This is a genomic window from Myxococcus virescens (assembly GCF_900101905.1).
GTDB lineage: Bacteria > Myxococcota > Myxococcia > Myxococcales > Myxococcaceae > Myxococcus > Myxococcus virescens.
In genome coordinates this window covers 63,906-80,715 of record NZ_FNAJ01000012.1, presented here as the reverse complement: position 1 = coordinate 80,715, position 16,810 = coordinate 63,906, and the positions used below count along the sequence as shown (strand labels likewise).

At 68.6% G+C, this 16,810-nt stretch carries 10 protein-coding genes; 1 reads left to right on the top strand and 9 read right to left on the bottom strand.

Annotated elements, in window-relative coordinates; all coding sequences use genetic code 11:
- Window positions 1-309 precede the first annotated feature (309 nt).
- From BLU09_RS27805 to BLU09_RS27770, 8 genes are all read right to left on the bottom strand, one after another.
- Window positions 310-1,590 carry a hypothetical protein gene (locus tag BLU09_RS27805; protein WP_090492773.1) on the bottom strand — a complete coding sequence of 427 codons (1,281 nt, stop codon included), beginning with the start codon at window positions 1,588-1,590 and terminating at the stop codon, window positions 310-312.
- Between the two features lie 326 nt (window positions 1,591-1,916).
- Window positions 1,917-3,194: a hypothetical protein gene (locus BLU09_RS27800; RefSeq protein ID WP_090492765.1), complete on the bottom strand. Its 1,278-nt coding sequence runs from the start codon at window positions 3,192-3,194 to the stop codon at window positions 1,917-1,919.
- A gap of 207 nt (window positions 3,195-3,401) precedes the next feature.
- Window positions 3,402-4,634 carry a DUF7305 domain-containing protein gene (locus BLU09_RS27795; RefSeq protein WP_090492764.1) on the bottom strand — a complete coding sequence of 411 codons (1,233 nt, stop codon included), beginning with the start codon at window positions 4,632-4,634 and terminating at the stop codon, window positions 3,402-3,404.
- Complete coding sequence (locus BLU09_RS27790) at window positions 4,631-5,503, bottom strand: tetratricopeptide repeat protein (RefSeq protein ID WP_090492763.1); 873 nt, start codon at window positions 5,501-5,503, stop codon at window positions 4,631-4,633. The genes BLU09_RS27795 and BLU09_RS27790 overlap by 4 nt, the downstream gene beginning before the upstream one ends.
- Window positions 5,500-5,988, bottom strand: a complete 489-nt coding sequence (locus tag BLU09_RS27785; protein WP_306440799.1) for an RNA polymerase sigma factor — start codon at window positions 5,986-5,988, stop codon at window positions 5,500-5,502. The genes BLU09_RS27790 and BLU09_RS27785 overlap by 4 nt, the downstream gene beginning before the upstream one ends.
- Before the next feature lie 149 nt (window positions 5,989-6,137).
- Complete coding sequence (locus BLU09_RS27780) at window positions 6,138-7,331, bottom strand: hypothetical protein (protein WP_090492762.1); 1,194 nt, start codon at window positions 7,329-7,331, stop codon at window positions 6,138-6,140.
- Between the two features lie 96 nt (window positions 7,332-7,427).
- Window positions 7,428-9,227, bottom strand: coding sequence for a glycosyl hydrolase family 18 protein (locus BLU09_RS27775; protein WP_090492761.1), 1,800 nt, complete (start codon window positions 9,225-9,227; stop codon window positions 7,428-7,430).
- 155 nt (window positions 9,228-9,382) lie between these two features.
- Window positions 9,383-9,724 (bottom strand): (2Fe-2S) ferredoxin domain-containing protein, encoded by a 342-nt coding sequence (locus BLU09_RS27770; protein WP_090492760.1) that lies wholly within the window; start codon window positions 9,722-9,724, stop codon window positions 9,383-9,385.
- Between the two features lie 604 nt (window positions 9,725-10,328).
- On the opposite strand from BLU09_RS27770, the gene BLU09_RS27765 reads away from it, so the two are divergent.
- A complete protein-coding gene (locus BLU09_RS27765; RefSeq protein WP_090492758.1) occupies window positions 10,329-13,121 on the top strand; it encodes a vitamin B12-dependent ribonucleotide reductase in 2,793 nt (930 codons plus the stop codon).
- Window positions 13,122-13,208: 87 nt separating this feature from the next.
- Here BLU09_RS27765 and BLU09_RS39520 read toward each other — a convergent pair whose 3' ends face one another.
- Entirely contained in the window at window positions 13,209-14,339 is a 1,131-nt protein-coding gene (locus tag BLU09_RS39520; protein ID WP_244172081.1) for a general secretion pathway protein GspE, read from the bottom strand.
- Between the last annotated feature and the right edge of the window lie 2,471 nt (window positions 14,340-16,810).

Below are 16,810 nucleotides of genomic sequence, written 5' to 3'. Positions count from 1 at the left end.
CGAACAACAACGCAAAGCTGGGGACCTACACGCACATCACCAGCCACCCGTGGGGCGCAGGCCGGATAAGGCGGTGGACAGGCTCAATGAGTCACCGCCCCTGCCATCGACCCCATGCGCTTCGGGGAGCGCATCTCCAACCCCGCCCTCCGCAGCGTGTACGACTCCGCCCGGCTGACGTCGCTGGAGAACCGCGAGCTCGACCCGAACCCCTGAGCCCACGCGCAAGGCCCGGCCCGGCGTGCATGCGCCGGCCCGGGCCTCAAGGAACGCCCCCTCGCACGCAGCGAGGCCCTCTCCCTCAACGGCTCAGCGCAGGCGAGTGAGCGGCAAGGCGGGCACGTCCTTCACCTGCGCCTGGTGCGTCACCCGCGTGCCCACGATGTAATGCGGCTCGGAGGGTTCATAGACGGCCTGGGCGGCGTAGGCGGTGAAGAACTTGTCAGCCCCGTAGGCGACGTCCGGCAGGTACTGCTGGGCCAGACCCTCGCTGGAGATGGGGAAGCCCGAGGGGTCCCACACGTCCCCGTTCTCACCCCACCGCGCCCCCCAGACGCTGTGCGGGCCGTTGCGGGTGTCGTCCCAGACGACCAGGGACTTGTTGTTGTGGTGGGCGATGCGCGGTTCGGTCTGCGCGCCTGCGGCGGTGGAGATGGGGATGCCGTCGGGGTCCTTCACCGTGCCATGCCCGCTGACACGCGTGCCGTAGATGTCTGGGTTCCCATTCCGGTCATCGGACCAGACCACCTGGTAGTTCTTGTGCGTCCACTCCACGTCAGGCGTCGACTGCGCGCCCTCCGCCTGCGAGATGGGGAAGCCGGTGCCGTCGAGGATGGTGCCGTCCTCCTTCACCCTGTTGCCGTAGATGTCCGCGTTCTCCGGGCCCTCGCCGTGCTCGTCGGACCAGACGACCAGGAACTCCTTCGTCTTGTTGTTCCAGGTCGACGACGCGTCATATGCGAAGTTGGGGAAGGCGCTGAGCGTGCGGTCGTCCGTATCGAGGACGACGCCATCCTTCGTCACCCGCGTGAAGAAGATGACCGTCTCGTCGTCACCGGAGATGGTGTACGTCACCAGGCAAATTTTCGGAGAGCAGGCCACACGCACCGGGCCGAAGGACTCGTCCGTCTGGATGGCGCGGAACACCGGCCCCACCACGGTGCCGTCCGGCTTCACCCGCACCCCGTCGACACCATCGCGGGTCTCCCAGACGACGAAGAAGTACTTCCCATTGAAGGCGATGGCGGGCCGTACCCCATTCTCGTCACCGATGTTGATGCGGATGCCCGTGGGGTCGAGCACGGTGCCGTCGGGCTTCACCCGGGTGCCGTAGATGCCGCCGGTCCGCACGTCGGTCCAGACGGCGAAGTACTTGCCGTCACCGTACGCGACCGCGGGGCCGTAACGCGCCACCGCGGCGGGCGTCGAGGAGCCACGGTGTTCATCGAGCCCGGCCTCGGCGCTCGATGTCGCCTCCGCCGTCATCGCCTCCACTTCGTTCTGCGCTTCCTGCTCCGGCGCCACCCCGCAGCCGACCAGCATGGACCCGAACAGCAGCCCGGCGATGCCGGCCTTCACTTCCCGCTTCATGTGCAGCCTCCCCTTCGCGAACTCCGGCGCAAGAGTGGGGGGCTCCGAGCGCCTCACCAGCCACCCGTGGGGCGCAGGCCGGATACGGTGGAGGACAGGCGCATTGAGCCACCGCCCCTGCCATCGACCCCATGCGCTTCGGGGAGCGCACCTCCAACCCCGCCTTCCGCGGCGTGTACGACTCCGCCCGGCTGACGTCGTTGGAGAACCGCGAGCTCGGCCTGAAGCCCTGAGCCCGCGCGCACGGCCCGGACCGGCGTGCATGCGCCGGCCCTTGCCTCTGGGAACGCCGCCTCGCACGCGGCGAGGCCCTCTCCCTCAACGGCTCAGCGCTGGCGCGTGAGCGGCAAGGCGGGCACGTCCTTCACCTCCGCCTGATGCGTCACCCGCGTGCCCAGGATGAAGTGCGGCTCGGAGGGGTCGTAGACGGCCTGGGCGGCGTAGACGGTGAAGAACTTGTCAGCCCCGTAGGCAACGTCCGGCAGGTACTGCTGGGCCAGACCCTCGCTGGAGATGGGGAAGCCCGAGGGGTCCCACACATCCCCATCCTCGTCCCACCGCGCACCCCAGACGCTGTGCGGGCCGTACCGCGTGTCGTCCCAAACGACCAGGGACTTGTTGTTGTGGTGGGCGATGCGCGGAACGGTCTGCGCGCCTGCGGCGGTGGAGATGGGGATGCCTTCGGGGTCCTTCACCATGCCTGTCTTGCTCACGCGCGTGCCGTAGATGTCCGGGTTTCCAATCCGGTCATCGGACCAGACCACCTGGTAGTTCTTGTGCGTCCACTCCACATCGGGCGACGACTGGGCGCCCTCCGCCTGGGAGATGGGGAAGCCGTTGCCGTCGAGGATGGTGCCGTCTTCCTTCACCCTGTTGCCGTAGATGTCCGCGTTCTCCGGGCCCTCGCCGTGCTCGTCGGACCAGACGACCAGGAACTCCTTCGTTTTGTTGTTCCAGGTCGACGACGCGTCATATGCGAAGTTGGGGAAGGCGCTGAGCGTGCGGTCGTCCGTATCGAGGACGACGCCATCCTTCGTCACCCGCGTGAAGTAGATGACCGAGAAGTCACCGGAAATGGTGTACGTCACCAGGCAGATTTTCGGAGAGCAGGCGACTCGCACCGGACCGAAGGACTCGCCCGTCTGGATGGCGCGGAACACCGGGCCCACCACGGTGCCATCCGGCTTCACGCGCACGCCGTCGACACCATCGCGGGTCTCCCAGACGACGAAGAAGTACTTCCCGTTGAAAGCGATGGCCGGCCGCAATCCATTCTCGTCGCCGATGTTGATGCGGATGCCCGCGGGGTCGAGCACGGTGCCGTCGGGTTTCACTCGGGTCCCGTAGATGCCGCCGGTCCGCACGTCGGTCCAGACGGCGAAGTACTTGCCGTCGCCGTACGCGACCGCGGGGCCGTAACGCGCCACCGCGGCGGGTGTCCAGTAGCCACGGTGTTCATCGAGCCCGGCCTCGGCGCTCGCTGGCGCCTCCGTCGTCGCGTCCTCCACTCCGCCCAGTTCTTCTTGTTCCGGCGCCACCCCGCAGCCGACCAGCATGGACCCGAACACCAGCCCGGCGATGCCGGCCTTCACTTCCCGCTTCATGTGCAGCCTCCCCTTCGCGAACGGCCGCGCAAAGCTGGGGACCTACACGCACGTCACCAGCCCCCCGTGGGGCCCAGGCCGGATATGGCGGTGGACAGGCTCATCGAGCCGCCGCCCCTGCGCTCGCGACGCCGGACTCCGGGGCTCAGGGCCTTCGCACAAACGACGGAGGTCTGGCACGGATACGCCGGGCCGGTGGCGTGCACCTCAATCGCCTGTGCACTCGGCGCCCGCATCGCGGATGTCCGCGTCGTAGTGCAGTCGGAGCGGTCCGGAAGCCTCGACTTGACGGACGAACACGGAACCGAAGACCTCGGCGCCCCCGCTCAGGCTGAGTACGGCGTGGGGCGCATAGAGATTGCCCGCGAGGATGCTGCCTGCGGACAGCGCCAGCACATTCGAGCCCGCGACGTACACGCGCACGCGAGAAGGCGTAGCGGTGGCCCCCAACGTGAGCGGTCCCGCCACCGCGACAGCGCCCCCGAGGAACAAGTCCAGCGCTCCGGGCGCCTGAACGTCTACGGACAGTCCTTCGCCCAGGTCGACGACGTCCTCGACGAAGAGCGCCGTGCGCGCGCGAATCGTGAGCGTGGCGCGGCCGGTGCCAGTGATGCGCGTCAGGTGGAAGCGGCCACACGGCAGCTCCAGCGCGCGTTCGCCTTCGATGTCCTCCATCGCCGTGGCGTCGAGGCCGATGGCCGCGTTGTCATTGTCAAGCACGTGCCGGGCGATGAGGCCGGAGACGTCCACCTGCGACGCCGCATCACACGCACAAGGAATGACGGGGTCCACGGGCTCGCGGCGGACCTCGGCCGCGTCCACCGGCCCCAGTACGTGGCCCGCTGGAACCATGAGCACGCCACCGACGCGGAGGGCGGGCAACGCGACATCACCGCGAATGCGGGCGTCTCCCACGACGGTGGCCGAGACTGGGTTGCCGGTCAGCGGACCACCGCAGTGCAACGCCTCCCCCACGCGGAACGTCTGCCCGAGCTGGGCGCCTCCCGCACCGCCAATCCTCAGCGAGCCGCCCACCGACACCGCGTCATTGGCCGACAGCGCGCCATTCACCCCGACATCGCCCCCCGCGCCTCCTGGCTGATACCTCTCCGAGGTGCCGTGAAAGGCATCTGTTTCGAGGGACGCGCCCAGGGCAAGCCCCTCGCAGGTGCACAGCGCGTGACGAAAGGTTCGCTCCGCCAGACGTCCACTGCACACCTGCGAATCAGTCTCGGCATCACCCACGACGATGGGAGGCCCGCGCCCCGCGCAGTACGCCTCCCAGTCGGCAGCCGGCTCGCCGCCATCGGGCCCACCGGCATCCGACGAGGAGCCCGCGTGCCCTGCGTCCGGCGACTGGACGGTGGCCACCAGGTCCCCACGGGTGCAGCTTCCCATCGACGCCGCCAGTAGCACCGCCAACGTCCATCGCCTGTTCATGGCGCGGTGAGTTCCCGAACGCGCGCGCGAGCCGACGGCACGAGCGGTGAATCCGGATGGGTGGAGAGGAACGATTCCAGCGCGCTGCGCTCCGCGTCCCGGTTGCCGAGCACACGGTGCGCTTCGGCGATGCCGTGCTGCGCTTCCTGGTCGAGCACGCCATGCGGCTGGATGCGTAGCGCCGCCTTGAACTGACGCAGGGCGCCTCGCGCGTCCCCCAGGTGCTCCAGTCGAAGCGAGCCCGAGGCGACGCGCGCGACGTATGACGCGAGCGATGATGGCTCGGCGCGAATGACCCGTAGGTAGAGCGCCTCGGCCTCCTTCCACCGCCCCTCGGAACGGAGCCCATTGGCCTTGAGCAAGATGTCTTCCGGCGCAGCCGACTTCACGGAGGCCGGTGGCGCGCGCGGACGCACCGGCTCGGCCACTCCCTCGGCTTCAGCGATGGACGCGGCAGGCACCACCGGCGTTTCGGGAGGAGCCTCGTCTGGCACGGCATCCAACCGCGAGGGGGCCGCGTCAATCGCTCCGCTGCCGCTCCGTCGTGACTCCGTGCCCAACCGCAGGGGCCCCGTGAGCGGAGCCGATTCCACCTGCGACGTCGACGCCCGGCTCGGACGTGTGAAGCTCCAGACCGCGGCTGCGGCGGCACCCGCGGCGAGGAGCACTCCCGCCATCAACCACACGGGAGGCCGCTTGCCGCGTGGCCGAGGCGCGGGCGGCGCCACCAACGCGCCTGCCTCCAACGCGGTCAGCACCATCCGCGCCGACCGTTCCCGGGAGATGCGTCGGGCCGGCCCCGCGCCTTCGTCCAACCGCAGGACCAGCGCGTTCAGGGCGTCATCCCCCTCTTCCCTGCAGTCACTCATCCCCGCTCCTCCCCTCCATCTCCCTCCGCGGTCGCCAGCGAGCGCAGCGCCGTCCGCCCCAAGCGGAGCCGGCTGCGCACCGTCTCGAAGGGAATGCCCAGCTCCGTCGAAATCTCCGGCACGCTCAACTCCAGCACGTGATGCAACACCAGCGCATGCCGCTGCTCATTCGAAAGCCGATCCAGGAGTGTCACCATGTGACGGCGATGAACATACTCGTCCGGCAGGGCATCCTCGGAGGGAACCGCGACCAGCTCTACCGGCGCATCCGCGTGCTGGGCATCCCGGCCTCGGGAGCGCTTCAGCCATGCGAACGTCGTCCGCGCCACCACCCGGTCCGCCCAGGACTGGAAGCGGCCTTCAGCGCGGTACGACGGCAGCCCCCGCACCAGGGCGATGAGTGCCTCCTGGGCAATGTCCTCCACGTCCACATCCCCGCGCACCAGGTAGCGCACGAGGTTGCGAACCCGGGGGAGCAGCTCCATCAACAAAGCGCCGGTTGCCTCTCGCTCGCCTTGGATGGCTGCGTGGATGCGAGGGTCTTCCGCCGCACGACGTGGGTCCGCTGCGTGTGAGCCCGAGCTCCTCATTGCCGCCATGGAGGACGGCACCGGGCCAATCGGGTCATCGGCGCTCACAGAAAAACCACCACCGCCAACCCCAGCCGGGGGCGGACGGCCCAACCCGCACCGCGTGACACGAAGTTTCCGTCGATGGCATAGCGAAGCTCGGGCCGTCCCAGGAGGAACTCCGCGGCCATGCTCGCCTCCAAGGCGACACGCGCCCCCATCCTCCAGCGGGCACGGAGCTCGGGGCCCATGAGCAGGGCCACCATCGTGCCCGGAGGGGCAGCCTCCACCTCCTCCGCCAGCGCTTGCGTCCGGCGGGTGAAGACCACCGCGCCCGCGCCCAGCCCCGCCTCCACGTCCAGTCGCTCCGCCGCCGCCCAGGGCAGCCCCGCCCACACCGACGCCGCATGCTGCCCCAGCGTCAACTCCGTCCGGGCATCGCGAAGCCGGGTCGGCACACTGGCCAGGACTTGCGCTCGCAGCCGCCACCGGCCTGGCTGCAATCCCACGCCCACCACCACCCCCTGATGGCCCGTGCGCGTGTACCCATCCAGCGCGGCATGGCCCCCCAACGTGAGCCACGTCTGGCGCGCTGGGTGCTCCTCTGCAGAAGCCAGCCGCGGGCCCTCGCCAGGTGAGGTCACGCCTTCCCGCGCGGAAGCCGAGCCCTCTTCCTCCGCGAGCGCAACGTCGGCTCCCTCGGACGAGGGCGTCCTCAGCGCGGCCCCAGCACTGGAGGCCGCATCCTCGATGCGATGCCCCACGACGGCGTCAGTCCCCTCGCCGTTCGACGCATGTCGCGGCAGCGCCAGCTCCACCACGTCACCCAGCGGCGCGCCGGCCTCCACCGCGCGCAGTGCGGAGCGAGCAGCCAGCGCCAGCGCCTCCGCCCCCGTGGACCATTCCAGGGAGCCTGGCGACGGCCCCATCCGCGCGGCCCGGGAGAACAGACGCCGACTGTCGAACTCGGCCACCTGGACGCGAACCTCGCTGCCCTCTCGCACGAACCAGAGGACAGCGCGGGCCTGGTGGCGCCCGGCCAGCCGTTCCGCCGCGAGCCACGGGCCCTCGCGAAATTCTCCGAGCGGCGCTCCGGACGAGACCTCGAAACGCACGGGCAGATCGCTGCTCTGTCCCCGCACTCGCACGAGCAAGGCGGTGTCCTCGTCGGACGCCACCCGGACGACGGCGGTCCACGGCTCGGCGGCCACGGAAGAGCTGGAGAGCGCCACCAGCAGGACGGCTGCCGCGAAGGACATGCGGCAAACCCTAACGCCATGACGCCGGGGAACAGAAGTCCCCCGGCGTATGGCTTCACGACACGCTGACAATGCCTGTCAAAGGCTCAACCCGGGTCAGCGCAGCTTCCGTGCCAGCGCATCGAGCAGCGAGCCGTCATCACCGCTCAACTCCCAGAACATCGCGCCGCCCAGGTTCTTGTTCAGGATGTAGTCTGCCTTGGCGTTGATGCTCTGCACGTCGTCATACCCAATCCAGATGCCCGTGGCAGGGTTGTAGACGTAGGCCTCCTTCGCCTCCGGGTGGAAGAACTTCGTGTAACCGGAACCGGGGCGCTCGTAGTTGGCTTTGATGTCCTTGAAGTCGAACACACCCGTCAGGCCCGACGAGCCGTCATCCCAGGTGCCGCGCGTGGGCACGCCGCTCTGGAACAGGCCATTGTTCACGTTGGGCACGCTGCCCCAACCCCGGCCGTAGAAAGGCACGCCGACGACAATCTTCGCGGGCGGCACGCCCAGCGCCAGCATCTTCGACACCGAGCCATCCGTGTAGAAGCCCGTGGCCGCGCCCGGGTCACCCGTGACGCGATGGAGCGCCGAGTGGAAGTTCACCGTGCTCTCGAAGGCCCCGTGGTAGTCGTAGGACATCACGTTGATCCAATCGAGCACGTCGGACAGCTTCTTCGTCTCCTGCTTGTTCTCCAGCAGGTCCGGCGACGCGCCCGTGGCGATGGTGAGCAGGTACGGCTTGCCCGTCTGCGTGGTGACGGCGTTGAGCTGGCTGCGGAACTCCTGCATCAGCAGCGTGTAGTTCTGCTTGTCAGCGGGGCTGTTGCTGTTGCCTGGCAGGCCGCCGCCGACTGGGTACTCCCAGTCGATGTCGATGCCGTCGAACACGCCCTCGCCGTTGACGGGGTCCACACCGGGGTACTGGCCACGGATGTAGAGGTCCACACAGGACTTCACGAAGGCCGCGCGCGAGGCAGGCGAGGACGCCACGGTGGAGAAGTGCGTGGACCAGGACCAGCCGCCCACGGAGATGAGCAGCTTCAGGTGCGGGTTCTGCCGCTTCATCTCCTTGAACGCGCGGAAGTTGCCGCGCAGCTGACCAGGGTCCCACTCTCCCTGCCAGCCGCCGCTCTTGTCGATGTCCGCGAACGGGTCGCCGAGGATGCAGCGTCCGTCCCCGGAGATGTTGGAGAACGCGTAGTTGATGTGCGTGAGCTTGGACGGCTGCACGTTGGACACGTGGTAGTTCCGCGCGTAGATGCCCCACGCGGTGAAGTAGCCGACGATGCGCTTCCCTCCTGGCGGCGGCCCACCTGGAATCTCCACGACGACGGTGTGAGTGGTGGTCCCCACGTTGCCCGCGGCGTCGTAAGCGCGCACCGCGTAGACATATGTGCCGTTCTGCTCCCAACCGCTGAAGGCCCGGCTGAACTGCGAGCCGGTGGCGACGACGGCACCGTTCTCCAGAATCTCCACCCGCGTCACGCCCACGTCGTCGGTCGCCGTGGCCGTCAGGCTCAGCGGCCCCGCCGCGCTGATGCGCGAGGCACTGGCACTCAAGCCCACGGTGGGCGCCGTGACGTCCCCGCCCGTGCCCGCGTCCGTTCCGCCGCTGCCCGCGTCCGGCTCACCACCACCCGCGGGCCCCAGGTCCAACCACAGCGCGGCCACCGCCACCGGCGTCCAGTCCGCCTGGGACGTGTGCGGCTGGCGACACTCATAGAGGCGCCCTTGATAGGTGACGCGCGTTCCCACGGAGTACGCGACGCCCACGACCCACTCCGCGGCCAGGGCCGCATCCTGGAACGCCGTCATGTCCCGGCCGTGAGACGACGGCACTTCGGAATCACAGCCAGCCACGGACAAGGCGGTGGCGATCAGGCCAGAGGCCCACCAACTGCGACGCATGCATGTGCTCCTCGCCGCGCTGGACACATGCCGAGCCCAAGCCCGGTGCAGGCCTGCTCCGGGCTTCTCGACAAGGGTTCCACGCGGCTCGTCTGCGGGTTCACGCAGACAGAGGCAGGCGTCGACTATTTCGGGTTAATACCGGGAAGCTCGCTTTAGCCCGAAGTGGCGGCCTTGCGGGAGAAGGGCATCAGCAGCCGCTCCACGGGGCGGCCTTCCATCAGGTGCTGCTCGACGATGTCCTTCACGTCCTCCACCTTGACGCCGCCATACCAGGTGCCTTCCGGGTAGACGACGACGGCGACACCGAAGCTGCACGTGTCCAGGCATCCCGCCGCGTTGGCGCGCATGCGCCCCTTGAGGCCCCGCTTGTCGAGCTCCGCCTTGAAGGCGGCGCGGACCTCCTCCGCTCCCTTGGAGGCGCAACACCCCTTGGGATTTCCGTCCGGGCGGCGGTTGGTACAGACGAAGACGTGGCGCTGGTAGGGAGGAGCCATGTCCGCCTCCTAACGCGCGTCCGGGCCAAAATCGATGGCCGCGTTCACCAACGGACCGCCGGCGGGGCTGATCCACCCCCCCGGGCGGATCAGCACGGTTGCACCCACCCGAGTCGTGCACAGACTCACAGCAAACGTCTCCCAGTGATCACGCTCGCTTGGCTCGAAGTGACAATACATGGCTCGCCATCTGGATTCAGGCACTGCAAAGCATGTGTTGCCAGGGCAGGCGCAGCCCTCTAGATCGGGCGCCCGCGCTGAACGCAGTAGCAGCAGGGCAGGCAGGCAGACACCGGACGCCCACTTCACGGCTGTACACAATTCGTGGTGGGCATGACTTTGACGGACACCATTTGTTGTATCGATAGAATCTTTGACGGAGGTGCTACAGGCGTCTATCCATGGCCTCGTCCGGCAGTCTGGCGGGCATCTCCCAAGAACAGCCGAGGGGCCGGGCGCGCCCCTGCTTCGTCGTCGCGAATCCGCTCTGATGTCACCCGCGTTTCACGTCGGGCTGATCCATCAGATCCATCGGGATCTCGCGACGTTAGCGTTTTGCAAATTTTGCATCAGAACTCACAGTGAACTCGCGGAGGGTGGCGACATGGATAAAGAGCTGAGCTCGAAGTCCACGGTGAACGGGAAGGAGCGGCGCGGCGGGCGCAAGGCGCGCGTGGCGGCGACGGGCTTGACGGTGGAGCGCTTCTTCACGACACCGGGCGTGGATCCCGCGGATGAGCTGGCGTGGGAATACCGCAGCGCCAGCATCACCGGCGAGGATGGCAAGGCCGTCTTCGAGCAGAAGAACATCGAGGTGCCGAAGTCCTGGTCGATGCTGGCGACGAACGTCGTGGCGTCGAAGTACTTCCGCGGCACGCCGGGCACGCCGGAGCGTGAGACGAGCGTGCGCAAGCTGGTGGCGCGTGTGGTGGACACCCTCACCCAGTGGGGTGTGGAAGGTGGCTACTTCACGCGGGACGTGGACCGCGAGGCCTTCCACGCGGAGCTGACCCATCTGCTGCTGCGCCAGAAGGCGTCCTTCAACTCGCCCGTGTGGTTCAACGTTGGCGTGGAGGCGCAGCCCCAGTGCTCCGCGTGTTTCATCAACAGCGTGGAGGACAACATGGACTCCATCCTCACGCTGGCGCGCACGGAGGGGATGCTCTTCAAGTACGGCAGCGGCACGGGCAGCAACCTGTCCACCATCCGCGGCAGCAAGGAGCTGCTGGCGGGCGGTGGCACCGCTTCCGGCCCGGTGTCGTTCATGCGCGGCTTCGACGCCTTCGCCGGTGTCATCAAGAGCGGCGGCAAGACGCGCCGCGCGGCGAAGATGGTCATCCTCAACGCCGAGCACCCGGACATCCTCGAGTTCATCCGCTGCAAGTCGAGCGAGGAGAAGAAGGCCTGGGCGCTCATCGAGGCCGGCTACGACCCGTCCTTCAACGGCGAGGCGTACTCGTCGGTGTTCTTCCAGAACTCGAACAATTCGGTACGCGTCACCGACGATTTCATGAAGGCGGTGGTGGATGACGCCACCTGGACGACGCGGTCGGTGCGCGATGGCCAGCCGCTGGACACCTACCAGGCGCGTGAGCTGTTCCGGGAGATCTCCGAGGCCGCGCACCTGTGCGGCGACCCGGGCATGCAGTTCGACACCACGGTGAACAGCTGGCACACGTGTTCGACGACGGCGCGCATCAACGCGTCCAATCCGTGCTCGGAGTACATGTTCCTGGACGACTCGGCCTGCAACCTGGCGTCCCTGAACCTGATGCACTTCCGCACCATCGACGGCGACTTCGACGTGACGGCGTTCCGCCACGCGGTCGACATCCTGCTGATGGCGCAGGAGATCATCGTCGGCAACTCGCGCTACCCCACCGAGCGCATCGAGAAGAACAGCCACGACTACCGGCCGCTGGGCCTGGGCTACGCCAACCTGGGCGCGCTGCTGATGGCGTCCGGCCTGCCGTATGACTCGCCCGCGGGCCGCAACTACGCGGGCGCGATTACCTCGCTGATGTGCGGCGAGGCCTACGCGATGAGCGCCCGCCTGGCGGAGAAGCAGGGCCCCTTCGCTGGCTACGCGAAGAACGCGGAGCCGATGCTGGGCGTCATCCGCAAGCACCGCAAGGCCGCGTACCACATCGCCCCGGAGGGTGTGAGCCAGGGCCTGTTCGCCGCGCAGAAGGACGCGTGGGACCGCGCGCTCGCGCTGGGTGAGGAGCACGGCTTCCGCAACAGCCAGGTGACGGTGCTGGCCCCCACGGGGACCATTGGCTTCATGATGGACTGCGACACCACCGGCATCGAGCCGGACATCGCGCTCATCAAGTACAAGAAGCTGGTGGGCGGCGGCATGCTGAAGATCGTCAACCAGACGGTGCCGCTGGCGCTGGAGAAGCTGGGTTACCCGCAGACGCAGTCCCAGGACATCATCAGCTACCTGGATAAGCAGGACACCATCGAGGGCGCGCCGCACCTGAAGCCCGAGCACCTCCCGGTGTTCGACTGCGCCTTCAAGCCGGCCCAGGGCGAGCGCAGCATCCACTGGATGGGCCACATCCAGATGATGGAGGCCTGCCAGCCGTTCCTCTCCGGTGCCATCTCCAAGACGGTGAACATGCCGTCGGACGCGACGGTGGAGGACATCGAGAAGGCGTACATGGAGGCGTGGAAGCGCGGCCTCAAGGCCATCGCCGTGTACCGCGACGGGTGCAAGCGGACGCAGCCGCTGAACACGTCGAAGGAGACGGTGAAGGACACGCGCGCCGCCAAGGCTCCCATGGCCCCCGAGCCCGTCCCCGCCATCCAGCCGGAGCCCCGCGCGGTCCGCCGGCGCCTGCCGGACGAGCGCCGCTCCATCACGCACAAGTTCTCCATCGGCGGCCACGAGGGCTACCTGACGGTGGGCATGTACGAGGACGGCCTGCCGGGCGAGCTGTTCATCGTCATGGCGAAGGAAGGCTCGGTGGTGAGCGGGCTGATGGACAGCTTCGCCACCAGCGTGTCGCTGGCGCTCCAGTACGGCGTGCCGTTGAAGGTGCTGGTCGACAAGCTCAGCCACACCCGATTCGAGCCCAGCGGCTTCACCGGCAACCCGGACATCCCCATCGCCAAGTCCATCACCGACTACATCTTCCGCTGGCTGGAGCTGAAGTTCCTGCCGAGCGAGGAAGAGGACGCGGTGCTGGACCGGGTGGACGTGCAGCCGAAGCGGGAAGCCCTGCCCGCGCAGACGGCTTCGGTGCAGCGGTCCGACGCCAACGCCTCCAAGCGGTCCACCTGGCTGAATCAGGCGGATGCTCCGCCGTGCCACACCTGCGGCGCCATCATGGTGCGCAGCGGTGCCTGCTACAAATGCAGCAACTGCGGCGCGACCAGCGGCTGCAGTTGAGCGCGACGCGCCGTTCTTGAAGTGAAGCGGGCTCCGGAGCACCTGGCTCCGGAGCCCTTCTTTTGTCTCCCCTCCTCCGGCTCGCGCTCAGGCGCTCCGGGTGGGGAGACGGGAGAAGGCCTCGGAGGCCTTCTGCGCGACGAGGGTGAGTTCATCGAGCGCGGGCGCGGCGATGGGCTCCGCGCCGTGGTCCGCGATGATGAACGCCACCGCCTGGCCCCGGCTCCGGATGGCGATGACGGCCAGGTGCGAAGCGCCCTCCCCGCCCAGCGCGGCGAAGATGGCCTCGTCCTGGGGACAGGCTGGTGCGGCGAAGACGCTGGCACCCGCGGACGTCATCGCGGTGTGCAGCAGGGACGGTGCTTCGAGGTCGACCTTGAGTTGGGCGACCGCCGCGCTGTCGCTGCCCGGGCCCCAGGCATGCCCCACCCGCGCGAGGCCGAGGCTTTCGCCCAGGAGGAAGGCGCGCTGGAAGCGGCCCGCGCAGTACGCCAGCACCACCCTGCCGAGCACCCCCTGGGTATTCACGACGTCGAGCGCCGACAACACGTGCTCCGCCGTCACGGAAGGGCCACCCATGGGCCCTTCCGTGGCCGCGCTGGCCGCCGCGGCCAGGAGCGTGGTGATGACGTCCGAAGGCTCCGCCGCCGTGGGCTGCCAGGGCTGCTGGATGAAGTCCCACGCCGAGGCCAGAGGCACTTCGGTCGCCGCGGGCGATAGGGCCGGGCCGTCGAGGTCCACACCCCGGTCCGCCCAGGTCGTCTCCGGGACGTGGCCAATGGGGCCCGTGTCATCGCCGCCCTGCCAGCCCACGAACTCCCACGTCGAGGCGAGCTGCATCGGCTCGTCGGATGCACCGGACAGGTCATCCAGTTCAATGGGCGCCCGGGGCGAGGGGGCGACGGGTCGAGTCGTGAATTCGGGTGTCTCGACAGAGGGCGCGGGAGCGCCGCCATGCGCGGCGGGCTCCGGGGCGTCGAGGCTGGCCACGGGGGCAGCAGGGGTCGTGAGCAGCTCGCCATGCTCCGCGACGACGAAGCCGCGTGCCTTGCGCGGCGTCGGGGTGTCCTGCGTTGGCGCATCCGCGTGCTGGCCTGCTGAAGCATCCTCCGCCGTCGGGTCGGACTCGCTGGCGATGGCCGCCAGGTCCAACTTGAGGCCGAATGGCTGCGTCACCTCGCCGAAGGGCAGCGCGGCCCGTTCGTCCGTGGACGGCATGGCGCCGGGAGCAGACTCGATGGACGGAGTTGGCTCGGTCTCTGTGGTTGCCGCAGCCGCCTCCGCGAAGCCGTCAGGCGCATCGCTCGGTGTTACGGCGGTTGGGGCGTCTCCGGTGGCAGTCGGCGTCGTCTCCGCAGACGGGTTGACCGCGACTGGCTCCTGCGTAGCCGGTGAGGATGAATCGCTCGTGAGCTCCGAGTGCGCCGCAGCGGTTTCGGTTGCAGCGGATGGCGCCGTGGAATGACCAACGGCATCGGCCCCGATGACGGGCTCGGCTGGACGCTGCGCTTCGGCGGGCGTCGTGGAAGCCAACGACGACGCGGCCTCCGCGCATTCTCCCGCGAGGACTGGACCGGAGTGGGCCTGCGGGGCCTCCGGCGGAGCTTCCACACGGGGAGGTTGCTCAGTCCCTTCCGGTTCGGGAATCGAATCCGCGGACGCGACACCATCGGGCGACGTCGAGCCCGCCACGCTCAAAGCGTCAGCGTTCGGCGACTCAGCTGTAGAGGCGGTCGCGTGCTGTGAGGTCCCAGCATCTGGCCCTGGAGCTGACACATCCGTCAGCTCGGCGGTCGACGCCACTTCTGCGGCCGGACGAGCGTCAACGCCCGGCAAAGGAACCGCTGAACCTTCCACCTTCGTGGACGACGCGAGGACAGCGTCGGCAGCAATCTCCGTGTCAGACGAGACCGTCGCGGCCTGGCTTGCTGCGTGTCCCAGGGCCAGATTCGTGGGCGACGGAGCGTGCTCACGGTCGAGCGCCGCAGCTGCCGTTTCCACGGCTCTCTGAGGCCCCAATGCCGTCGACGACTCGCCAAGGGCGGACGCTTCGGGCGCCGCATCGTTCACACCGGCAGCATGCGGCTCGGCGTCAACCGAACGAATGCCACTCGAACCACCGGAGACATCCGGCGCGGCAGCTGCGGCAGCATGTGCATCCGAGGTCGAGTTGGCCTCGGTGGTTGCGGCGGGAGTATCAACGCTCGCGCTTGCCACGCCGGAGTCATTCGGCTGGGCAGTAACGACGCTTGCGGTCGATGCATCAACGTTCGCATCTGGCCCCACGGAGTCGTCCGGCTGTGCCAAAACGGCACCGGCCGCCGATTCAGCCAAGGCCGCATTCGCATCACCAGCAACATCCTGCGCGGAGGAAGATGCCCCCGCCGCCAGGTCATCAACGCTTGAGGTGGCGACATTGGCCGCGTCCAACACAGCGGAGGCGGCTCCAGCTTCAACGTCCGGACTTGCCACACGGGCTGCTTCCGACTCAGCGGTAGCCGCGCCTGCGGCCGATGCCTCAACATCTGCGTTCGGTTCGTCGTGAATGGGGCTGGCCGACGGCTCCTCACGCGATTCCACACGGACGTCCGCTGCCGTCACTCCAACGGCTTCGCTTGCGACGCCACCCGATGCCGCACCGGCGCCCACTGCCGTCACCCCAGCGGCTTCGTCTACTGCCTGCGACCCAACTGCGGCGTCGGTGGCAAGGACCGGCTCAACGACGACCGTGGCATCCGTGCGGTCTGGCGTTTCGGGAGGCACCTCCGCGTCCACCGACGACGCACCTTCGGTCGCGACAGGGGTCGCCGACACGATGTCGGGAGCCGTGACGGCAACGGCTTCGACGTCGAACACCACGTCAGAGTCCGTGGGCAACGCCTGCTCGGGAGCCCCACTCGCGTCGACAGCAGACGGCACGTGCTCTTGAGCCGGCACCTCAGCAGGGATGCCAACCCGTTGAGGCACCGCGCCGCGCTCGTCGGGGGACTCTCGTCCTTCAGTCGCGAAGGGAGCAGGCGAGACGCCGTGCCCACGATGAACCGCGGGTGACATTCCGGGAGGAACCGGCATCCGGCTTGAATCGAAGTCCGGCGCCGAGGGAACACCGCTCGGCACCGAAGCCCCCAGGTCATGCTCGAAGTGGAACGGAGGTTCCGTTCCATCCGCGGCAGCCGAGGACGGGGCAGCGCGAGCTTCCGCTGGAGGAGTCTCGGCTGGCGCATCGGTCCTTGGAGCTTCCGCAGCGGCATTGCCAGGGACTGGCATGTCCGCGTCCACGGGCTGTGCATCCCCCAGTGACGCGGGAGGCGACATCGCTCCGGGAGGCGTCATCCCCGTGGGGAGCTGCGACGGCATGCCCGCTGGATGCGCAGCGACCACGCCTGAAGGCGGCGTCGGGGACTCCTGCGCGGGCGGTCCGCTCGACGGGCCCCGCGCCATTCCCGGCGTGGGCGCACCCTGCACGGCCACAGGCGCGCCACCTGCGGCCGTAGGTACGGGCAATGTGCCCGGAGGCGTCTGTCCGTGAGGCGAATGAGGCCGGGGCATCCCCGGCCCGGCGACGGCCCGAGCCCCAGCAGTCATCTCCGGAGGCAGTGCTCCGGGAGGCACGGGGGCATCGGGCACCCCGTGAGCAGCCGCAGGCGGTGCGCCCGTCATTCCCGGCGGCATCGCCCCGTGAGGCCCAG